The organism is Streptomyces sp. NBC_00207 (genome assembly GCF_045160965.1).
In the GTDB taxonomy this organism is placed as follows: domain Bacteria; phylum Actinomycetota; class Actinomycetes; order Streptomycetales; family Streptomycetaceae; genus Streptomyces.
In genome coordinates this window covers 420,221-439,249 of sequence record NZ_CP130715.1, presented here as the reverse complement: position 1 = coordinate 439,249, position 19,029 = coordinate 420,221, and the positions used below count along the sequence as shown (strand labels likewise).

Sequence of the window (19,029 nt, the reverse complement as noted above, 5' to 3'; positions counted from 1 at the left end):
GCTGTTGTTCTCGGAGCACCTCCGCTCGCGCGGAGAAGCACTGCGCGCCGCCGAGATCACGTGGCACGGACCACCTCCGCCTGCGCGGACCATCGGCACGACGGACCACCTCCGCTCGCGCGGAGAGACACGACTAAGGGCTGTCCCGCAAGTGATCTTGAGGTGCGGTGAACATGGATCGTGGCTGGCATGAGTACGGCGCCGGAGCCGTTCCGGAGTCCATACACCGGGCTGGGCCCGGGCGCCTTCGGCAACCGGCTCGCCCTGAGCTGAGTGGTCTGGCGCTGCCGACCAGTCAGACAGCGGCCAGCAGTGATCCACAGCGTGAGGTTCATCATCAACTCCTTGATCGAGGATTGCCCGCACCCCTGTGACGAGACAGCAACCCCGCCTGTGCATCTCCGAACACCCGGCAGCAGGGAGACGTGGGTCACACGCGTCCGTGTCACAGGGCGTGGGGCTACCTCGTCTCAGGGGGTGTAGCCACTGACGACCACAGAGGAGCACACGATGGACGCGCGACTGAACTACTTCGCCAGCCCGAACCCCGGCAAGGCCCTCAAGTACCTCATGTCGGCGGGCAGGGCGCTCAAGGAATCCCCGCTGTCGGCCGCGACGCAGGAGTTGGTGGCGCTGCGCGTGAGCCAGATCAACGGCTGCGCCGTCTGCATCGACATGCACGCAAAGGAGGCCGCCGCGGCCGGGGAGGCCCCGGTGCGGCTGAACCTGGTGGCGGCGTGGCGGGAGGCCACGGTCTTCACCGAGGCCGAACGCGTCGCGCTGGAGCTGGCGGAGCAGGGGACCCGGGTCGCGGACGCGGCCGGCGGGGTCAGCGACGAGGTCTGGGCGCGTGCCGCTGAGCACTACGACGAGGAGCAGCTCACCGCCCTGGTGATCCTGGTGTCCTTCATGAACACGGTGAACCGGCTGAACATCATCACGCAGCAGCCGGCCGGCGACTACGAGGTCGGGCAGTTCCACTGAACGTCGGCAACCGGCCCGGGCCCGGGCTCTGGGCTCCCGGCCCGTGGGGGCCTTGCTCTGCGCCGCCGGTGAACCGGATGATCACCAGAAGATGCCCGCGCCGACGAGTACGGCCGGGCGGGCGGACTGCAAGGGGGAGTCGGCGTGAGCAAGGTCGAGGAGTTCGAGGAGCTGCGGCCGCTGCTGTTCTCGATCGCCTACCGGATTCTGGGCAGCGTGGGAGAGGCCGAGGACGCGGTACAGGAGACCTGGCTGCGCTTCGACGGCTCGGCGACCCGGCCCACGTCGACCAAGGCCTTCTTGTCCGCCACGGTGACGCGGATCTCGATCGACGTGCTGCGCTCCGCACGGGTGAGGCGGGAGGAGTACGTCGGGCCGTGGTTCCCCGAGCCGCTGCTCACCGATCCCTATCAGGATCCGGCACGCTCAGCGGAACTGGCCGACTCTGTGTCGATGGCGGCGCTGCTGCTCCTGGAGCGGCTCAGTCCGCTGGAGCGGTCGGTGTTCGTGCTGCGGGAGGTCTTCGGCTTCGGCTTCGACGAGGTCGCCGCGGCGGTGGAGCGGTCGGAGGCGGCGTGCCGGCAGCTGCTGGTACGGGCGCGGCGGCACATGCAGGCCGGACGGCCACGGTTCGAAGCGGACCGTCAGGAGCGGCAGGAACTGGCGGCGCGATTCTTCGACGCCCTCCGCGAAGGCGATGTCGTCGGCCTGCGGGATCTACTCGCCGCCGACGTGTCGATGGTCGGGGACGGCGGCGGCAAGGCCCCGCAGCTTGCCAGGGCCGTCATCGGCGCCGAGAACGTGGCCCGGCTGCTCGCCTCCGTCTTCCCCCGGATGGCCCGGATCGACGTGACCTTCGAGCCGCACGAGGTCAACGGCCAGCCCGGAGCGATCTTCCGCGACCGGGACGGCAAGGTGCTCCACACCTTGGCCCTCGAGGTGCTCGATGGGCAGATCCAGACCATCCGCTCGGTGATCAACCCCGACAAACTCGGCCACCTCGGGCCGGTCGCTGACGCCTGGGCTATCGACCGCGAGGTGAAGCAGGCCCGCCCGCAGCCGAAATGACCTCGGGAGTGGCGTGGGTCGGGTTCACCAGCAGCTCATGTCAGCGGCCTCCAGGTGGCCGACGCCTATCCGGCGAGGTTGAGGTTGTGCAGGTGGGCTATGCCGCGCATCGCGTGGTGCACACCGTCGCCGCGGAGGCGGCAGTCGCGCAAGATCTTCCAGGTCTTCATGCGGGCAAAGACGTGCTCAACGCGGGCCCGGACCTGCCTGTGGCTCTTGTCGTGCGCCTGCTTCCAGCCGGGGAGTTCTTCATCCGCGCTGCGACGGCGGTGAGGGATGACCAGTCCCGTTCCACGGTAGCCGCCGTCGGCGATCGTTACGGTCTTCCCGACGGCGACCTTCGCGCCGGACTCGGCCCAGGCCCGGCAGTCATTGCGGTTGCCCGGCAGTGGCCGGCCGAGCACGACCACCAGCCGGGTGTCGGTGTCGACGACTACCTGATGGTTGGTCGAGTACCGATAGTTCTTCGACTGCTCAGCCACGGTGTGATCGCGGGTCGGCACCAGGGTGCCGACCACGATCAGCACGGCGTCCTCGCGGAAGCGGCGCCGCGGCGGGAGCGCGAGCTTTGGTCCGAGGTGGTCGATGACCCGGTTCGCCGCCGACTTCGACACCCCGAACAGGGGCGCCAGTTGCCTCAGCGTCAGGTTGGTGCGCCAGTACGCGGCCACCAACAGCACCCGGTCCTGAAGCGGGAGCTTCCAAGGCCGGCCACGGCCCGGCGCGCCCGCGCCCTCGCGGCGCAGTTGAGTTAAGGCCGAACTGGCTCAGAACGGGCTGTCGGAGAGGGTCCGGTCGCTGCCGGCAGGCAGCAGGCTCACTCCTCGACGTACAGGAACTCCGGCCCGTAGGTCTTCCCGCTGCCGTCGGGCAGCTCCAGCTGAACGAGCTTCCGCGCCTCGGTGCGCATCCCGCCCATGTGGCCGATCGCCGGGAACAGGATGTCCGAGTCACCCGTCAGCCAGGCTGCCTGCAGGGCCCGCAGCATTTCGCTGAAATGTGTGTTGAACGCTGCGAGCACCTGCTGAACCTCGGGCGTGGGCGCGTTCAGCCCGCCGTTGGCCCAACCGCCCTCGGGCACCCGCCCCATGGGGAAGGCCGGGGGCAGCGGGACATCGTCGCCCTTGAAGTCCCAGACGGCCGGATTCTCCGACATCTTGATCAGCTTCTTGCCGCGGAACATCTCCCGGAACACGTAGAAGTGTGCCAGCTCGCCGGGCTTGCCGGGGAAGGGGTTCTCGGGTGAGGCGGAGGTGCCCTCGCCCTGCTCCTTGATGATCTCGATCGCGGCTCGCACCTTCTCGATGCTGTTGAGCGGAACGATCTTGTTGCCCTGGCCGTGGCTCTGAAGGGAGAAGTCGATCTGCCGGTCGCCGGTGATCAGGTGCTGGTGCGCCTCGAATGCCTCTTCGATCGCGGTATAGAAGGCCCCAATGGTGGCGAAGGTCCCGAACTGGGCGACCGGGCGATCCGGGCGCTCGATCTCGGAGAACATCTCGACCGAGTCCTTGGTCAGCCCCTCCAGGAAGACGATAAGTTCAGGCCGCACGCCCCCCGGCAGCGCGCGCTCGTACTTCGGCACCACCTTGGGATCGGCAAGGACCGGCGTCCCCCCGATGGTGGTGAGCATGTTGCACACCAGTCCCATATGGGTCATCTCATCGAAGATGATCTCCCGGATGTTCTTGGCAACCGCCGCATTCGATTCCTTGATCGACCACAGGGCGCTCGCGTACGGACCGATGGTCGCGATCTCCACCATGATCGCCTGCTGAAGGGAGTTCTTCAGCCACTCCGCATCGCGGTCCGCCGGGAGAACACCCAGCAGCTCGACGATGGCGTTGCTCTCATACCCAAGGACCTGGGTCATGCCACACCTGCCTCATATGTATATAGACAGGATGAAACGCTATCCCGTTCGGCAGGCTGGGAGAGCGAGGTGCGGGCGAGCCCCGGGACGGTTCACCCCATCGGGGCAGGCCACCTCGAAGCCCGCGACCAGGGCGTTTGGGAGGCCACGTGCTCTCTGAACGACACGGCGGGCGTGTTGTACATCGACTGGGAACGGCGGAACAAGGGCTGACCCGTCCCCGGCGGGTTGTCGGGGCTCTACGCCCCAACAACCCGCCGGGGAACCTGCGGGCGGGATGCCACGTCTCTTCAGTACAGGGGAACAGTCGAAAGAGCGGAAGCGTATGAATTTCAACGACCAGAGTGACTGCGCCTCCTCTCGCGGTGCCGCTCCGAAACTCCGTTCCGGCCGCCGTCGCGGGATCTGTCTCAGCGCGGTGGCCGTCGTCCTTTAGCTGGCGCGACGCTGTCCTGTAGCAGCCAAGACAGCTCCCAGGGCGAGCCTTCACCAACGTGGACGTCCGAGATGAACCCGGCTACGGAAGCGTTCCGTAAGTACCTCGAGCAAGACAAGGCGAACGTAGATCTGACGGACCTTTTCATGCACGTGGTGGACGCACCGGACAGCCAGCCTGTGGCGGCCCGCATACTTACCGGTCTCAACCGTGATTCCGAGGGAACCGAAGTCGATAAGGCGAAGGCGGAAAGGATAGCCAGGGCTTTCGCCGAATGGCACGCGGCCGAATTCAAGGACCACGGTACCGTCAGGGTCTCCGGCCAGATAGGCAAGGCGTTGGCCACCCTGGAATGGTGAACGCTGCCCCGACGACCAGGCGCGCGGCCGCGGCGAGGAAGGCGGTGTTGAGGTCCAAGCCGACCGGGTACGGGAGCAGGCACTCCTCGTCCGTGAGCAGCTCGACCTCGCGCACCCACTGGTAGGCCTCCTCGTCGAGGAAGCCGCCGGTCCAGCCCTGCGCGGCGGGGTCCATCGGCTCGGTGCCGAGCGAGCCCGGGTTGTAGGCGGACGCCCACTCACCGGTGGTCTCGTTCTTCACGGCGCGGGTCGGCGGGCGCAGCACAGTGATGAACTCCAGCCCGGAGGCGGCGGTGGAGCCGCACGGTATGATCACCGGGCCGCGTAAGTACCCAGCACGCGGGCAACTTCGGCCGGCCCCATGCTTGCGACACCGAGCCAGGACCGCGCATCGAGCGCGCCCCACGGCAGGATCGCGAGCTGCACGCACTGCCGCTGCCCGAAGCCGCGCTGCGCCAGCTTCCACTTCGCCTTGGCGAGCTGCTTGACGACCGGATGATCGTCGGGCAGCCGCAGGGAGTGGCGCTGGTCGTGGCCCTCCAGTCGCTCCGGCAGCCCCAGCTTCACGGCTGCCGCCGTGGTGAGGACGACCAGCGGGTGGGAGTCCTTGCCGTTCCGGTTCGGGCGTGGCGCACCGAGCCCAGACTGCTTCAGGGTCCACTCCACCAACTGCGGAACAGAGCCAGCCGGGCAGTCCAGCACGATGCCGTCGACGCCCTACGCGCTTCCGTCGCCGTCCTGGCGCGCTCCGCCGCCCGGCCAGCCGGTTTCGGCGGCGGGCACCGTCTCCGCATGGCGACGCCCCACGGTGACGAAGCCACGCCCAAGGGCCGTGCCAGCAAGATTCGTTGGAGCCCGGGATCTCCGTTTCGCTCATCCGGCCGATGACATACGCTGCCGAAAAGGGCGACGCGATCCGCGCGGTCAGCCGAGAGGCCGATGGCACAGGAGCCGATGACACACCAACGAGACGCCAGTCTGCCGGGGGGCGCTGCCGGTGGGTCGCCAAAGCCCCGGGCCGACGGTACCTGGGACTCGGCGCTGTCGGTCAAGGAGTTCGCGGCGGTCAAGGGCGTTGGGTTCGAGCCGGTCGGGCAGGTGTTTGGTACGGCCGTCTTCACCATCGGGTACACCGGTCTCTGGGGCTGCCCGGGTGCGTGGTCGGTCACGGGCGGCAAGAAGGTGCCGTCCTCGGCGTGGGCTTCGTCCTTCTCCCAGTTGGTGAGGACGATGTACGAGGCGCGCAGGGTGGCACTGGCCCGCGCGGTGGCCGAGTGCCGTGCGCTCGGCGGAGACGGGATCGTCGGGGTGGAGCTGCGGGTCCGCGAGGTCGAGTTCTCGGGGGAGGGGCTGGAGTTCACCGCGGTGGGCACCGCGGTGCGGGCCCGCTCGCGCGTCCGGCCGCGCGTGCCCTTCACCTCACACCTGAGCGGCCAGGACTTCGCCAAGCTCCTGTACGCCGGGTGGGTTCCCACCGGACTCGCTTTCGGTATCGCCCTCGACGCCCGGCACGACGACTGGCGCACCTCCCGCCGGATCCACTGGACCGCCGGGAACCAGGAGGTCGACGGCTACACCCAGCTGATAAACCACGTCCGCCAGGACGCCCGCAAACAGCTGGCCCTCGATGCCGCGAAGCACGGTGCCGACGGAGTGGTGGTGGACGACGTGGAGTTGAGGGTGCGCGAGAGCGAGTGCCCCAGCTTCGGGTACGCGTGCGACTTCAGCGCGGAGGCGGTCTTCGTCGGCACCTCCATCACCCAGTTCGGCCGCTCCGCGCGGCCTGCCGGGCCTAGGCCACTGACCATCATGAGACTGGAGCGCGAGGGCTGACATGACCGAGACAACGGGGCGGGAACGGGCCGGGGGAGCCCCGCAGCCGGCCGCCGAGGGAATACCCGAGGAAGCGATGCGGCGGCTCGCGCAGCTCCAGCCGGGGGAGAAGGGCTCGTTCTTCACCTCGGACCTGACGGTGAACGAGTTCCTGCTCGTGCGCGAGGCCGGCTTCCGCCCGCTCGGCCTGGTCCTCGGCTCCTCGGTCTACCACGTCGGCGTGCAGCTCGGCAGGTGGTCGAAGAACCAGGAGCTGACCAAGCTGTCCCAGGCCATGTACCACGCGCGCGATCTGGCGATGAGCCGGATGGAGGCCGAGGCGAGTGCTCTGGGGGCGGACGGGGTCGTGGGGGTGCGGCTGGACATCGAGTTCAAAGAGTTCGGCTCGGACCTCGCCGAGTTCATCGCAGTCGGCACGGCGGTGAAGGCGGACGGTGCGGACCCGGGAACGGGCGGCACCTGGCTCAACAACAAGGGCAAGCCGTTCACCTCGGACCTGTCCGGCCAGGACTTCTGGACGCTGATCCGGGCCGGATACGCGCCGTTGGATATGGTCATGGGGTCGTGCGTGTACCACGTGGCGCACCAGAGCTTCGCCCAAGCGCTGAGCACCACGGGCCGCAACGTCGAGATCGAGACGTTCACCCAGGCACTCTACGACGCGCGCGAGCTGGCGATGAGCCGCATGCAAGCGGAAGGGAAGGCCCTGGACGCCGAGGGGATCGTGGCGGTCCAGCTGCGGCAGCACTCGCACAGCTGGGGATCGCACACCACGGAGTTCTTCGCCCTCGGGACTGCGGTGCGCCCGCTGCGCGACGACCACGTCATCCATCGGCCGACCATGGTGCTGGGCCTCGATGCCTGAGCTGGAAGTGGAACTGCTGGCCGCGGCACTGCGCCGGGACAGCGCGGACCTGAACCTCTACGTCAACGTGCTGTCTGCGAACCTGGCGGACTCGCTGCCGCCCGGCGCCGTACGGGTCAAGCGCAGGCGTTCCGTCGCGGAACGGGTGGCCGGGCGCGAGGGTTCGGTCGCCGAACTGGACGTCGCGCTGGGGGAGCACCGGCTCTCGCTGCGGATGGACCGTGGCCGGGTGGCCGGGGAGATCCGCCACGAGGTACGGGGCATTGTGCTCTCGCGGCGCCCCGTGGGCCTGGACGAGTGGATCGATGCCCTCGCCCGGTCCCTGGCCGAAGCTGCAGCCTCGAACGCTCGCGCCCGCGAGGCCGTCGAGCGCTTCCTGGCCTGACCGCTGCCGACCCGGGCCCGCCCTCCACACCGGACTTTAGGGGCCTTACGGAGCGCCCATACCGTTCCGCCCGGTGCGGTCGTCGGCCTCGCGGACACCTTAGCCGTGGCCTTACGTGCGGATCGCCGGAGTGGGCCGGGCCGCGGCCGCGAACTGGCGCTGCCGACACGACGAGGTGCTGTTTTTGGACTGGCACGGTGACGGCCACTAACGCCACGACTACGCCGCATCCCCGATCGTCTGACCCGGGGCACTCTCGTCGGCGAGGTCGTGTGGCCGTCCATCTGAGCGTCACGTTTCGGATCGGCGCGTGGGCGGGGTGGGTCAGCGTGCGGGAGGGCCGTCGAAGGTGATCTGGTGGCTCAGCCGGATGTCCGCCGCCATGTTGCGTTCCATCATGCGCAGGGCTGCCTCGGCGAGGTCGGGGTCGATGTGGGCAACCGCGTCCGCCGCTACCACGACGTCGAGATGGCGGATGTAGGCGTCCAGGGCTGAGTAGAGGACGCACTGCTCGGTCACCTGGCCGCACAGGACGACCCGCTCGGCGCCGAGCTGTCCCAGCAGGTAGGCCAGCGGGGTCTCGAAGAAGGCCGAGTGGCGGGCCTTGACCACGAAGAGCGAGCTCTTGTCGGGCGCGATCGGCTCCACCAGCTCGGAGTGCTTGCCGGCGAGCGCCTCCTGCAGGATCTCCCCGTGGTGGGACCGCCAGCGGCCGAAGTTGTCGTTCACGTAGATCACGGGCGAGTCGTCGGCCCGGGCCCGGCGCAGGACCGCGTTCACGCCGTGCAGTGCAGTGCGTACGGAATCGACGAGCACGTCCGCGTCCTCGTGCTCATAGGTGTTGATCATGTCGATCACGATGAGAGCTGTACAGCCCATGACGATCGCCTTCTCCCTCCACCGGGCGGCTGCCCGGACGGGGACGGGCCCAACCAGGCGGTCGACGCCCAGCTTTGCGCCGAGAGCCGTCGGGCTGGGGTCGCCCCCCACCGGCGCCCGCCCAGCCAAAGAACGCGTGGGTGGCAAAAGGTGGGGCAGGCGCTGGGTGAAGGATTCGCTTCTGAGATGAGAGGTGGCTCTGATGACCACCGCGCGCGACATCATGACTCCGGAACCCGAATGCATCGACGCCGAGTCAACCGTCCTGGAGGCGGCGCAGAAACTGGCACGCCTCGACGTCGGCGCACTGCCCATCTGCGGCACCGACCACAAGCTGAAGGGCATGCTCACCGACCGGGACATCGTCATCAAGGTCCTCGCCGCCGGGAAGGACCCCGCCACCTGCAAGGCGGGCGAACTCGCCCAAGGCGAGGCCGTCACGATCGGCGCCGACGACGACGCCTCCGAGATCCTCCACACCATGACCGAGCACCATGTGCGGCGACTGCCCGTGATCGACGGCCACGACCTCGTAGGCATCGTCGCCCAGGCCGACGTTGCCCGAGCCCTCCCCGACCCCCAGGTCGGTGACCTCCTGGAAGCCATCTCCAGCTGACACCTGCCACGCGGCTGTCGCGCCTCCGGAAGACCGGCAGGTCACTTGTTCGGAAGACCACGGTCAGCAGAAGGACTGCCAAGACCAGTGCACGACAGACCTGCTCCATTTCGGCCGACAGCTAGCCACCCTTCCGCCGTTCAGCCCGTCGTCGTCCGCTGCCCGCGTCAGGCGGCCGACTGGCATGACGACGCGCTGCTGGGTAGACGCTAGGCATGAACAGCGCGATGATCTGGATATTTTTGCTGGTCGGAGTAGCCGTAGTGGTGTTCCTGCTGATCGCGTTCGCCCGTGGGCGGCGTATCCAGGCCCGCGACAGCGGACCCCTCCATACGGAACGGCCTTCCCGCCCCGCCCACCCGGGGCCCACACGTGAAGAAGGGGCCGGGACCTCCGGCAGAGAGACGGACCCCATGCCGGACGCCGACTCGGGGGAACGCTTGAATCCTCACCAGCTCAAGGGGTACGGGAACTTCGGCAACCGGCCCGCCTCCGGAGACGACCGCTGAACGGCTTCCAGGAATGGGAACGGCCGGTAGCAGGAGTGGGGAGCCGGTGTCCTGGCCGAGGGACTGGGGCAGCCCCGGTGGGTTTGCAGCCGGTGATCGGGAGCAGGAGAGCGGTCACGACCAATCCGGTACAGCAACGAGGAGGTCCCCGATGTCGGGCACGGAGAAGAGTAAGGCCCACGCCGAGCAGGCTAAGGGCAAGGTCAAGGAGGCCGTCGGGCGGGCCGTCGGCAACGAGCGAATGACCGCGGAGGGCGAAGCCGAGCAGGCAAAGGGCAACGCCCGTCACGCCAAGGAAGACGTCAAGGACGCCTTCCGCCACTGACCGCGGCCGCGTGTACCTGACAGAGCGGCTGGGCCCCGACCTCTTCCCCCTTGGTCGGGGCCCAGCCGCGTCTCCTGGGTGCCGAGTTCATGGCCCGGGAGGACGGCGGCGCCGATACGGAGCGAGGACCCGGCCTCCCACGGTCATGCGCTTCGGGGCTTCCTCCTTGAAGTGGCCTTCTTGGTGGCCGTCTTCTTCGCGGCGGCCGCCGTGTTGCCGGTCTTCTTGGCCGTCGTCTCCTTCTTGGCGGGCAGGGGGTGCACCGTGGCAGGTTCGCCGCGAGTGGCTTTCGCGTCCTGGACGGACTTCTCCAGCATGGCCATGAGGTCGATGACCTCGGCGGAGGCGGGCGGTGCCTCCTCGGCGGGCGCGGGCGCGGGCATGGTGCCGGTGCCGGTCTTCGCGGCGATCACTTCCTCCAGGGCGTCTCGGTACTCGTCGCGCAGCTCCCCGATGCCATCGCCGGTGAGGGTTTCGGCGAGGCGCACTGCCGCCTCGACCTCGTCGTCGGTGACACCCACGTCGGGGACGGGGACCTGGGCGGTGGGGCGGATCTCGTCGGGCCACCGCAGCGCGTGGAGCACGATCACGTCGTCCTTGACCCGCAAGAGGCCGAGCCGCTCGCGGTCGCGCATCGCGAACTTGGCCACGGCCACCTTCGCGGATCTTTCCAGGGCCTGCCGCAGCAGCTCGTACGGTTTCGCGGCCACCTTCTCGGTCGCGGCCAGGTAGTAGGAGGCGCCGATCTGGATCGGGTCGATGCTCGCGGCCGGCACGAAGGACACGATCTCGATCGCCTTCGCGGTGGGCAGCGGCAGGTTGTCGAGGTCCTCGTCGGTGACGGGGACGAGGGTGCCGGTCGCGGTCTCGTAGCCGCGGACGATCTCGTCCTGGCGCAGCTGCTGCCCGTCCAGCTCGCACACCTTGCGGTAGCGGATCCGTCCGCCGTCGGCGGTGTGGATCTGGCGGAGGCTGATGGCGTGCGACTCGGTCGCCGGGACCACCTTGATTGGGATGGTGACCAGGCCGAAGGAGATCGCACCGGACCAGATCGGACGCACTTCCACCTCCACGTACGGCCCCCTCCGTCCAGCGTCGCACCGCCGCGGCCCTGCCGCGTGAAGTGCGGGTCTGTACGAGGCACCCCCGCGGGGTGGGGCTGCCTGATCGTCTGAAGATCGCCGAGTTCCGGATAGGGGTGCTCCGCTGGGGCAGTCGCACAGGTGGTGGCCAGACAGCTTGCTCAGGGCGTCTGTCTCTGGAGGTACGCAGTGACCAGCACGGCTTGGAGATTGAACATCCCCCCGGGCCTGATCGCTCTCCCGGGTGTCTATCGCCCGCAGGCGGACGCCTGGTTCCTCGCCGAGGCGCTCGCCCGCGAGCGCCTCGGTCCCCAGAAATGCGGGAGATCGGGACGGGCACCGGCCTGCTGGCTCTCCTCGGCGCGAGCAGGGGCGCCAGGGTCACTGCAGTCGACGTCTCCTGGCCAGCAGTGGTTACTGCCCGCCTGAACGCGCTGCGCCGGCGGCTGCCCTTGCGACTCGCCCACGGAGACTTCGCCGCCCGCACTGCCGGGCGATCGTTTGACCTGATCATCGCAAATCCGCCGTATGTTCCCAGCCCACACACGGTTGCCCTCGCACGGCCCCGAGCGAGCGTGGGACACGGGGCCTGACGGGCGGGCGATCATCGATCGGATCTGCTCAAGCGCCGCCATACGGCTGCGGCCGGGCGGCGTCCTCTCATGGTGCACTCGGCAGTGCGGGGCCAAGGCCACCATCGACCGGCTCTACCACGCGGGACTGGCCGCCGAGGCGACGGCAACCAAGTTCGTGCCGTGGGGCCCAGTACTGCGCTCGCGCGGGTCTGGCTGGAACGGCAGGGCCTGGTGGGCGAAGCCGACGAGTGGGAAGAGCTGGTGGCCATCCGCGCCAGCCGCGTCCAGAACGCGGGTACTGAGCACCAGCGGCACCTGCTCAGCTGGGGGCGGCCGCCGATCGAAGAGGCCGCAGGTGAGGTCAGGAGCAGGGCGCGGCTGCGGCCCCGTAGACCGGACGTCCCATCGGGTTTGAGACTGCCGGCGGTGGAGAGCCGCCGGGTGTGCCGCGGCTCCGCAGTGAGCGGAGGGAGACCGAGGCCGCGAGCCCGCAACGGGCGGCCCGCCGTGGCACACCACGCCCAGGGGCGCGGACCGAACGGACAGCCCCGCGGCGTCGGGTGGTGAGGCAGCGCGGGATGGTGGGCTGCGGCGAGTAGGGCGAGCCTCGGACCCAGGGTCCGAGGCTCGCCCTACTCGCCGCAGCGGCCCTTGGGCCCTACACGTGTGACCTGCAGCGATGTGTCCCGAAAATCTTCACTAGCCTGTCCGGCGCGCCATCAGGTTCCGGGATCGGGGCTCCGGCGAACGCGGCTGCCGGTGGTCGCCGAGCCCCTTTCCCCGGGTGGCCTCGCCGTGTCGGGCTGAGTCGGCTGGTGTTCAGTCCTGGTAAGCCCTTCACCAGGGCGGGGTCCTTGCGGAAGCCGCTGGGCGGGTTGAAGTCCGGGTGGTAGTTGAGCATGGGCAGGCCGGCCTGCGGCTGGAGCAGGGCGCTCATGGCGACCGAGCTCTCGGATCCCATGGCGAAGTCCTGGCCGACGACGATGCCTTGGTTGGGGTTCCCGCTGCCCTTCTTGGCGTCGGTCTCCGCCTTGAATGCGGTCTGGAAGGCCTTGGGGTCCTTGATCAGGACGATGGTGGTGACGCTGCGCCTGCCGCAGTATCCGGTCTCGGTCACGGAGAAGGCCGGACCGAATTTCGTGTCAGGACCCGCGCTCGGCCCGCCGTTCTTGGGCTCAGAGCTGACGGGGTCGCGCGGGGTGTAGCCGTTGATGAAGCGGGCCGCCCCCGCCATGGTGCCGGCCTTAGGCAGCTTCTGGAACGCGGTCCCGTCCTTCGGCGCGTTCCCGTCGACCCCGCCGTTCTTCGTGGGGTTCTCCAGGGTGCCCTCGTGGGGGCCGCCGTTGGCGTCCGTGCCGGTGCCCGTCTGGGCCCCGGAGCCGATGCCGCCGACGGTCGGGTTGTCGCCGCCCCCGCATGCGGTGAGGGTGAGCAGGGCTGCGACGGCCGCGGCCGACGCGATGAGTGGCTTGGTGCGCATGTGTATGTCGTCCCCGTGTGAATGACGTTGAACGACGGCGACCGTATGCCGATGGTCATGTACGCGACAAATGGCGAACGTGGCGTCACGTCTCGCCGGACGCCTCGCTGGCCGCGGGCGCGGGACGGGCCGGCGTGGGAGTACGGCCGGCCTCGGGAACGGCGCCGGTCGGGGGCGCGCACGCAGGCTCGGGCATGGGGGAGAGGGGCAGCGCCGCCCCAGTGTCCGGCCGTGCGGGCCGGGGTCGACGGGGTGCTTGCGGTCTTCCGAGACCGCGACGGGCGAGGCCCCGGCGGGCCGGGTGGGTGCGGGGTGCCGAGGCCAGCGCCGACCGCTCATCGACCAGGGAGGCATCTAACGCCACCCGATCGGTCGCGACGGGCATCAGGACGTCTGCGGTCGCTCGAGTCCCTGGAGGACGAGGACGATCAGGCGACGGGGGTCGTAGCCGGGGTCGTTGTCGCGTCCGATGCAGAGGTTGCCGATGCCGCGCATCAGCTCGTATGGCTGTGTGCCGGGCCTGATTTCGTCGGCCCCGACCGCGGCGTCGAGCAGTTGCGCGCAGACGGGCACTAGACGGTCGAGGAAGTAGGCGTGCAGCGCGGAGAAGCGGTCGCTGTCTGACTGCAGGGCGTCGGCGAGGCCGTGTTTGGTGACGAGGAAGTCGACGAAGAGGTCGATCCATTGGCGCAGTGCGTCGAGGGGGGAGGCGGCGATGGCCAGCAGATTCGGTCCGGCTTCGGCGCATGCCTCGATCTGGTGCTGGTACACGGCGGTGACGAGATCTGCCCGCGTTGGGAAGTGGCGGTAGATCGTGGCCATCCCGACGCCCGCCTGGGCCGCGATCTGGCGGATCGGCGCGTCGACGCCGGAAGTGACGAACACCTCCGCTGCGGCCGTGAGCACCGTCTCCCGGTTGCGCTGAGCGTCGGCCCGCTTGCTTCGGGGCGGCGAATCCCCTGCAGGACCCTCGGCGGCCATCACGTTCTCCTTCAACACCGATTGACAAAGCGGAGCGATGCTCCGGATACTAAATGGAGCGACGTTCCGTTTCATCTTAGCCGAAACGGGACGCCCCTGACCGCTTTGTCCGCCCGCCGGCTGCAAGAGGCCTGCGGGCGGCAGACGCCACCGAAAGGGAATCCGCACGATGCGCACAGCCACCACCGCCGACGCCTTGGGCACGGCCGTCCCGGTCCTGTCCTTCAGCCCCGTAGTCCTGTCCGTGCCCGGACGTCCCGTGGACCTTCAAGTGCGCGTCTCCGCACCCGAGACCGGAACCAGCCTCCCCGTCATCCTCCTCTCCCACGGCCACGGCCCCTCGAACAACCTCTCCTCGCTCAACGGCTACGCGCCGCTCGCCAACTTCTGGGCGGCACACGGATTCGTCGTCGTCCAGCCCACCCACCTCACCTCCAGCACACTGACCCGCCTGGTCGCCGACGCCCCCGGCGCACCCGACTTCTGGCGCTCCCGCGCCGAGGACATGACCCACATCCTCGACCGGCTCGACGTGATCGAGAACGCCGTGCCGCAGCTCACCGGACGGATCGACCACACCAAGATCGCCCTCGCGGGACACTCGCTCGGAGGCTTCACCGCCGCTCTTCTGCTGGGTGCCGGGCTCACCGACCCCGACACCGGGACCGTGGTGCACCTCGTCGAGCCCCGGATCAAGGCGGGCGTACTGCTCGCCCCGCCCGGCAGGGGTGGCGACGTCCTCAACGGGCCCCTGGCCGAGCAGTGGCCGATCATCGGGGCCGTCGACTTCTCCACCATGACCGCACCCGCGCTGGTCGTCGCTGGCGACAAGGACGACCCCCGGCACTTCACAGACATGGGGCCGGACTGGCACTCCGACCCCTACACCCTCGCCCCCGGCCCCAAAACCCTGCTCACCCTGTTCGACGCGGAGCACGGGCTCGGCGGGATCGCCGGATACGACGCCGCGGAGACCACCGACGAAAACCCCGAGCGAGTCGCCGCCCTTGCCCAGCTCACCGCGGCCTACCTCCACACCCGGTTCCACCCCGGCGCCTCCACCTGGCAAACCGCCTGCGAGGCACTGACGGCCGGACTCGACCCGATAGGACAAGTCGAATCCAAGTAGCACCACTGCCACGTCCAGATCGGACGGCCCGGCCGTCGTCGTTCGGCTCGCCGCAGAGGGGCCACAGAGTTCTTCGCGCGCCACGAAACCGGGCGGCGCGGCAAGAATCCCGTGCCGCACCTCGGAATGGGCAGCGAACACGCTGGCTGCCAGACCGTACCGCGCGAGCCAGGTCAGGCCGTCCGGGTGCATGATCGGTTCTGCGGTGAACTCGTGCGCCCGGCAGGGTGAGATGCCCATTGGCCCCCCGGATCCGGCCCCTACGGCGTCCCCGCGGGCCGTCAGGCGGTGCCCGTGCAGCGAGTCCAGCAGCGCGAGGCCGTCTCCGGACAGCCGGAGCGCCCCGCCGCCACGTTCGCTGCAAGACGCTCCGGGTCGCCCATGCCCAGGATGGCCAGGACGTGCCGGTCCTGGTGCCTGGAGGACGACCTGGCGGATCGCGGAGGCCCTGCCGCGCCGCGGAGGAACGCCGAAATGGACCGGGGCCTGACGGGGCGTCCCGAGGAGTGGGCCGCCGGGCGGCGGGTAGGCGCCGGGCAGCCCCGGCCGACCTGCCGTAAGGACAGGCCCGGCTTTTGCGGCGAGGAGGCAGACATGTCCGCACACCTTCCAGACCCAGGCGCACGGAGCGCGACCCGACCGTACGGCGGCGGCGTACCGCCGGGCGAGACTCCGCCCGGCGAGTCGAGCACCGGCTCTGGCGCCGGCCCGTACCGCCCCCTCACGCGCGGCTGGGCCAAGGGCCCCCTTCTGGTGATCTGCTTGCTGGCCCTGGTCTGCGCGCTCTTCTTCCTTGCCTACGCCATCATGCTGGACCTCTGAGCAGTGCCGACGGAGCCATCGGCAACTGACGCGGCCGAATGAGGGCAGGTAAGTGGTCGTGCACCCGTCCCACCGCGGCGAAGGAGATGATCATGTCCTCCGAGGCTCCTACCAGGTCCAAGTCCGCGACGTGCGCCCCCGCGGCCGCCTCGTTCTCTACACCGATGGTGTGCAGGAGCGCGAAGCCGAAGCGGTCGACCTGGCCGGCCTCATCCTCAAGACGGCGACCGAGCATCCGCGCGAGGTCGTGCGCACGCTGGTCGCGGCGGTCATCGACGCCTACGACGGCCGGCCGCCGAAGGACGATGCAACCGTCCTGTGCCTGGACTGATACGGCCTGTCATCCGGAAGCCGCCGCGCGAATACCTGAGCCGACGCCTGGCCCGGGAGCCACCTTCCTCCACCATGCCGCGCGCATCCGGCCGCCCACCCAACCGGGGAGCGACGACGCCGTGCTCCTGGTCGTCGGGGAGCTGGTCGCCAACGTCATGCGTCACACCCGTGGGCCCGCATCGCTCCACCTCGAACTGAACGGTGGCCACATCGACATCCGCGTCACCGACACCAGCCGCGACCTGCCCGAGCCGCGCCCGCCTCGCCTCGACGGAACCGGCGGGTGGGGGTGGCAGCTGATCAATCACCTCACCACCGACGTGCACATTGAACCCACCCCCGACGGCGGCAAGACCATCTGCGTCCGCGCCCCCTGGTAGGGCCAGGCCGGTGGCGTAGGTCAGGCCGCCGCTGCCGTAAGTACAGAAACGAGGTTCTCAGCCGGGCCAGGGCAACGAGTCTTCGGTGCTCGAGCTGGCTCGCACGCCTGGCCGTGAGGTGGACGTGAACGTCGGGGAGGAACTCCTTCAGGGCCGTGAACCCGTCCGTATAAGCCTCTTCCTGCTCGCCGACGTCCGGCGGCATCCAGAAGATCAGGAGCCGTGCGTGCCTTCGCGTGCCCTCCGGGCTGGCGAAGGCCAACTCGTGGACGACCAGCCGCGGCTCGTCCGCGGGCAGGGAATCCACCAGCTCGTCATGGGTCAGGTTTCCCTCCGTCTCCGGAAGCAGGACACCTTGGGTGCCCGCGTAGCGAAGGACCACGGTGTTGATCTCACGCTGCTCCCTCATGTGCTGCAGGGCGGCAAGGGAGCCTTCGGAAAGGCCGGTCGGGCTGCTCACGGGGGACTCACCTTGGTGCTGGTCGGGATCCGGCGATCAGGGAGGCGAGCGTGCTGGCGCCGTGGTCCTGGCTTTCGCGAGGCGCGCCCCCGGCTGGGGCGGAATCCGGCAGGCCGCAGATCAGGTGCGGAGGCGGCTGTTGACGCCGTCGTGGCCGTCGGCCTGTTCGTCGTCGAACCAGTAGTCGCCGACCGCGAGGTAGCGGAAGGAATGGGTGCTGTTGGCGGGGAGAGCGACGGTCGCGGCGCGGGTTCCGTCTCCCCGGGACGCCATCGGGTGGGCGGCAGGGTTCCAGTGGTTGAAGTCTCCGACGACGCTGACGGGCCCGTCCGGAGCGTTGTCGGGAAGGACGAAGGTGACCTGGGTACGGCCCTTGACCTGCTTGCGTTCGAGCACGGAAAGACTCCAGCCACGAAGAAGGGGAACCGGTCCGTGCATCCTTGCGCTGCCGCGCACGCGCACGGTAGCGCAGGGCCGTAACCCGAGCGGAGGTCACCCGGGTGGCTGCTGCGGCTCCTGCGTGGGGGTAGCCGCAGCGGAAGCAATGCCGGCGGCTGGGGTCAGCTGTGGTCGCCGCCGTAGTAATGGCCGAGCCGGCTGTCGTGATTCCTCCGTGAGGAGACGTGTGAAACCGATCCTCCTGCCCCGAGCGGGTGCGCTGCTGGGCCCGGCGATGGCAAGGGCCGCTCGTGCCGTCCTCTGCGCCGGTGGCGTGGCGGCGCTCCCCAGCGGGTGCGGGGCGTCAGCAGCCAGGGTGGACGGGGCGCGGGCCGCCGGTGAACGGTTCGAGCGAGCTCTGGCCTCCGGGGACCACGGGGCCGCCTGCCGCCTGCTGGCGCCCGAAACGCGGGGGCAGCTGGAAGGGCAGCTGGAACAGGATCAGAAGAAGGCGTGCGGGGAGGCAATGGCGGAGGAGGAGCTGCCGCAGGCCGGGGCGGTCCGCACGACCGAGGTGTACGGGCGGCAGCCATGGCTGAGACTCGACGGCGACACACTGTTCCTGTCGCAGTTCGGCGGTGGGTGGAAGGTGGTTGCGGCCGGTTGCACCCCGCAGGGGGAGCGGCAGCCCTATCAGTGCTGAAAGGCGGCTGAGGATGCGCTTCCTCTTCGTGACCTGTCTCGTGGTGGTGGGCGGGCTCGGCTACTTCATCGCTATCGGGGCGATGCAGCGATGAGTGACGACACGCACGGGAAACCGCGACGGAGTGGGTTCTGGCGGGACAACAGCCTCACCCTGGCGTTCGGGATCGCGTTCCTGCTGGTCCTGGCCGGGCAGGCCGTCGCCGGGCACGCCGAGTTCAACGACCAGCTCACCATCGACGGCCTCCAGCGGATCGGCCTGGGCGAGTACGTGACGACCTCCGACTTCGCCGTGGACGTCTCCGAGAACTGGCAGTCCGAGTTCCTGCAGTTCTTCCTCTACATCTTCGGCACCGTGTGGCTGGTCCAGCGCGGCTCACCCGAGTCGAAGGAACTCCACAAGATCGGTACCGAGTCGCCCGGCGGATCTGGCTGGAGCGGAGAGGCCTGGCGAGCGAGGCCGAGGAGTGGGAAGAGCTGGTGGTCATCCGTGCCCAGAACCTCTGACCCCAGTCCGTGCCCGGCCGACGGAGTGCAGCCCGCGCGCCGCTTGTCCGCGGCCCTCGGTGAGTAGCTCG

Annotated in this window: 21 protein-coding genes and 4 pseudogenes; 16 read left to right on the top strand and 9 right to left on the bottom strand. The window is 69.3% G+C overall.

From position 1 onward, the window contains the following. The first annotated feature begins 510 nt into the window (after positions 1–510). Entirely contained in the window at positions 511–984 is a 474-nt protein-coding gene (locus OG472_RS02320; RefSeq protein WP_405827346.1) for a carboxymuconolactone decarboxylase family protein, read from the top strand. 144 nt (positions 985–1,128) lie between these two features. Continuing rightward, complete coding sequence (locus OG472_RS02315) at positions 1,129–2,052, top strand: RNA polymerase sigma-70 factor (protein ID WP_405827344.1); 924 nt, start codon at positions 1,129–1,131, stop codon at positions 2,050–2,052. A 65-nt stretch (positions 2,053–2,117) separates the two neighbouring features. Here OG472_RS02315 and OG472_RS02310 read toward each other — a convergent pair. After that, a pseudogene (locus tag OG472_RS02310) lies at positions 2,118–2,807 on the bottom strand (transposase); the annotation flags it as partial. Positions 2,808–2,869: 62 nt separating this feature from the next. Then, positions 2,870–3,922, bottom strand: coding sequence for a ferritin-like protein (locus OG472_RS02305; protein WP_405940775.1), 1,053 nt, complete (start codon positions 3,920–3,922; stop codon positions 2,870–2,872). Positions 3,923–4,429: 507 nt separating this feature from the next. On the opposite strand from OG472_RS02305, the gene OG472_RS02300 reads away from it, so the two are divergent. Further along, on the top strand, positions 4,430–4,717 hold the full coding sequence (locus OG472_RS02300; protein ID WP_405940774.1) for a hypothetical protein: 288 nt from the start codon (positions 4,430–4,432) through the stop codon (positions 4,715–4,717). A gap of 7 nt (positions 4,718–4,724) precedes the next feature. On the opposite strand, the pseudogene OG472_RS02295 reads toward OG472_RS02300, so the two are convergent. After that, positions 4,725–5,497: pseudogene (locus OG472_RS02295) on the bottom strand (transcriptional regulator); the annotation flags it as partial. 174 nt (positions 5,498–5,671) lie between these two features. Between OG472_RS02295 and OG472_RS02290 the strand changes: the two are divergent. Genes OG472_RS02290 through OG472_RS02280 form a run of 3 tightly spaced genes read left to right on the top strand, consistent with a single transcriptional unit; the run spans position 5,672 to position 7,800 of the window. Beyond that, positions 5,672–6,550, top strand: a complete 879-nt coding sequence (locus OG472_RS02290; protein ID WP_405940773.1) for a heavy metal-binding domain-containing protein — start codon at positions 5,672–5,674, stop codon at positions 6,548–6,550. Between the two features lies 1 nt (position 6,551). After that, a complete protein-coding gene (locus tag OG472_RS02285; RefSeq protein WP_405940772.1) occupies positions 6,552–7,415 on the top strand; it encodes a heavy metal-binding domain-containing protein in 864 nt (287 codons plus the stop codon). Beyond that, entirely contained in the window at positions 7,408–7,800 is a 393-nt protein-coding gene (locus tag OG472_RS02280; protein WP_405827336.1) for a hypothetical protein, read from the top strand. Before OG472_RS02285 ends, OG472_RS02280 begins: the two co-directional genes overlap by 8 nt. 324 nt (positions 7,801–8,124) lie before the next feature. On the opposite strand, the gene OG472_RS02275 is transcribed toward OG472_RS02280, so the two are convergent. Further along, entirely contained in the window at positions 8,125–8,679 is a 555-nt protein-coding gene (locus OG472_RS02275) for a cysteine hydrolase family protein (RefSeq protein WP_405827334.1), read from the bottom strand. 202 nt (positions 8,680–8,881) lie between these two features. Here OG472_RS02275 and OG472_RS02270 point away from each other — a divergent pair, with 202 nt between their 5' ends. From OG472_RS02270 to OG472_RS02260, 3 genes are all read left to right on the top strand, one after another. Continuing rightward, the gene (locus OG472_RS02270) at positions 8,882–9,295 is read left to right on the top strand and encodes a CBS domain-containing protein (RefSeq protein ID WP_405827333.1); all 414 of its coding nucleotides are present in this window, start codon (positions 8,882–8,884) and stop codon (positions 9,293–9,295) included. A 215-nt stretch (positions 9,296–9,510) separates the two neighbouring features. Beyond that, positions 9,511–9,804 (top strand): DUF6479 family protein, encoded by a 294-nt coding sequence (locus OG472_RS02265; protein WP_405827331.1) that lies wholly within the window; start codon positions 9,511–9,513, stop codon positions 9,802–9,804. 151 nt (positions 9,805–9,955) lie between these two features. Further along, complete coding sequence (locus tag OG472_RS02260; RefSeq protein ID WP_405827329.1) at positions 9,956–10,129, top strand: CsbD family protein; 174 nt, start codon at positions 9,956–9,958, stop codon at positions 10,127–10,129. A 143-nt stretch (positions 10,130–10,272) separates the two neighbouring features. On the opposite strand, the gene OG472_RS02255 is transcribed toward OG472_RS02260, so the two are convergent. Beyond that, positions 10,273–11,190 (bottom strand): Ku protein, encoded by a 918-nt coding sequence (locus OG472_RS02255; protein WP_405940771.1) that lies wholly within the window; start codon positions 11,188–11,190, stop codon positions 10,273–10,275. A gap of 338 nt (positions 11,191–11,528) precedes the next feature. Here OG472_RS02255 and OG472_RS02250 point away from each other — a divergent pair, with 338 nt between their 5' ends. Next, on the top strand, positions 11,529–11,804 hold the full coding sequence (locus OG472_RS02250; protein ID WP_405940770.1) for a methyltransferase: 276 nt from the start codon (positions 11,529–11,531) through the stop codon (positions 11,802–11,804). 640 nt (positions 11,805–12,444) lie between these two features. Here OG472_RS02250 and OG472_RS02245 read toward each other — a convergent pair. Both OG472_RS02245 and OG472_RS02240 read right to left on the bottom strand, forming a co-directional pair. Beyond that, positions 12,445–13,266, bottom strand: a complete 822-nt coding sequence (locus tag OG472_RS02245) for a hypothetical protein (protein ID WP_405940769.1) — start codon at positions 13,264–13,266, stop codon at positions 12,445–12,447. Positions 13,267–13,650: 384 nt separating this feature from the next. Continuing rightward, positions 13,651–14,247, bottom strand: coding sequence for a TetR/AcrR family transcriptional regulator (locus OG472_RS02240; protein ID WP_405827324.1), 597 nt, complete (start codon positions 14,245–14,247; stop codon positions 13,651–13,653). A 169-nt stretch (positions 14,248–14,416) separates the two neighbouring features. Between OG472_RS02240 and OG472_RS02235 the strand changes: the two genes are divergently transcribed. The 4 genes and pseudogenes from OG472_RS02235 to OG472_RS02220 all read left to right on the top strand — a co-directional run bounded on the left by OG472_RS02235 (position 14,417) and on the right by OG472_RS02220 (position 16,911). Further along, positions 14,417–15,376 carry an alpha/beta hydrolase family protein gene (locus OG472_RS02235; RefSeq protein ID WP_405940768.1) on the top strand — a complete coding sequence of 320 codons (960 nt, stop codon included), beginning with the start codon at positions 14,417–14,419 and terminating at the stop codon, positions 15,374–15,376. 594 nt (positions 15,377–15,970) lie between these two features. Further along, positions 15,971–16,198, top strand: coding sequence for a DUF6480 family protein (locus OG472_RS02230; RefSeq protein ID WP_405827322.1), 228 nt, complete (start codon positions 15,971–15,973; stop codon positions 16,196–16,198). 100 nt (positions 16,199–16,298) lie between these two features. Continuing rightward, positions 16,299–16,529, top strand: a pseudogene (locus OG472_RS02225) (SpoIIE family protein phosphatase); the annotation flags it as partial. A 121-nt stretch (positions 16,530–16,650) separates the two neighbouring features. Beyond that, complete coding sequence (locus OG472_RS02220; protein WP_405940767.1) at positions 16,651–16,911, top strand: ATP-binding protein; 261 nt, start codon at positions 16,651–16,653, stop codon at positions 16,909–16,911. Here OG472_RS02220 and OG472_RS02215 read toward each other — a convergent pair. Further along, the gene (locus tag OG472_RS02215) at positions 16,841–17,371 is read right to left on the bottom strand and encodes a cofilin family protein (protein ID WP_405940766.1); all 531 of its coding nucleotides are present in this window, start codon (positions 17,369–17,371) and stop codon (positions 16,841–16,843) included. The two genes, OG472_RS02220 and OG472_RS02215, sit on opposite strands and share 71 nt — an antisense overlap. 120 nt (positions 17,372–17,491) lie before the next feature. Then, positions 17,492–17,767, bottom strand: a complete 276-nt coding sequence (locus tag OG472_RS02210; protein ID WP_405940765.1) for an isoamylase early set domain-containing protein — start codon at positions 17,765–17,767, stop codon at positions 17,492–17,494. 229 nt (positions 17,768–17,996) lie between these two features. Between OG472_RS02210 and OG472_RS02205 the strand changes: the two genes are divergently transcribed. Together OG472_RS02205 and OG472_RS02200 are read left to right on the top strand one after the other, a co-directional pair. Next, positions 17,997–18,452, top strand: a complete 456-nt coding sequence (locus OG472_RS02205; RefSeq protein WP_405940764.1) for a hypothetical protein — start codon at positions 17,997–17,999, stop codon at positions 18,450–18,452. Positions 18,453–18,542: 90 nt separating this feature from the next. Further along, positions 18,543–18,869: pseudogene (locus OG472_RS02200) on the top strand (DUF6766 family protein); the annotation flags it as partial. Positions 18,870–19,029: the final 160 nt, after the last annotated feature.

What these genes read in the sequence shown, in the direction of transcription:
- OG472_RS02320 (WP_405827346.1), top strand. Translation starts at nt 511, where the DNA reads ATGGACGCGCGACTGAACTACTTCGCCAGCCCGAACCCCGGCAAGGCC.
- OG472_RS02305 (WP_405940775.1), bottom strand. Translation starts at nt 3,922, where the DNA reads ATGACCCAGGTCCTTGGGTATGAGAGCAACGCCATCGTCGAGCTGCTG.
- OG472_RS02300 (WP_405940774.1), top strand. Translation starts at nt 4,430, where the DNA reads ATGAACCCGGCTACGGAAGCGTTCCGTAAGTACCTCGAGCAAGACAAG.
- OG472_RS02290 (WP_405940773.1), top strand. Translation starts at nt 5,672, where the DNA reads ATGACACACCAACGAGACGCCAGTCTGCCGGGGGGCGCTGCCGGTGGG.
- OG472_RS02285 (WP_405940772.1), top strand. Translation starts at nt 6,552, where the DNA reads ATGACCGAGACAACGGGGCGGGAACGGGCCGGGGGAGCCCCGCAGCCG.
- OG472_RS02280 (WP_405827336.1), top strand. Translation starts at nt 7,408, where the DNA reads ATGCCTGAGCTGGAAGTGGAACTGCTGGCCGCGGCACTGCGCCGGGAC.
- OG472_RS02275 (WP_405827334.1), bottom strand. Translation starts at nt 8,679, where the DNA reads ATGGGCTGTACAGCTCTCATCGTGATCGACATGATCAACACCTATGAG.
- OG472_RS02270 (WP_405827333.1), top strand. Translation starts at nt 8,882, where the DNA reads ATGACCACCGCGCGCGACATCATGACTCCGGAACCCGAATGCATCGAC.
- OG472_RS02265 (WP_405827331.1), top strand. Translation starts at nt 9,511, where the DNA reads ATGAACAGCGCGATGATCTGGATATTTTTGCTGGTCGGAGTAGCCGTA.
- OG472_RS02260 (WP_405827329.1), top strand. Translation starts at nt 9,956, where the DNA reads ATGTCGGGCACGGAGAAGAGTAAGGCCCACGCCGAGCAGGCTAAGGGC.
- OG472_RS02250 (WP_405940770.1), top strand. Translation starts at nt 11,529, where the DNA reads ATGCGGGAGATCGGGACGGGCACCGGCCTGCTGGCTCTCCTCGGCGCG.
- OG472_RS02245 (WP_405940769.1), bottom strand. Translation starts at nt 13,266, where the DNA reads ATGCGCACCAAGCCACTCATCGCGTCGGCCGCGGCCGTCGCAGCCCTG.
- OG472_RS02240 (WP_405827324.1), bottom strand. Translation starts at nt 14,247, where the DNA reads ATGGCCGCCGAGGGTCCTGCAGGGGATTCGCCGCCCCGAAGCAAGCGG.
- OG472_RS02235 (WP_405940768.1), top strand. Translation starts at nt 14,417, where the DNA reads ATGCGCACAGCCACCACCGCCGACGCCTTGGGCACGGCCGTCCCGGTC.
- OG472_RS02230 (WP_405827322.1), top strand. Translation starts at nt 15,971, where the DNA reads ATGTCCGCACACCTTCCAGACCCAGGCGCACGGAGCGCGACCCGACCG.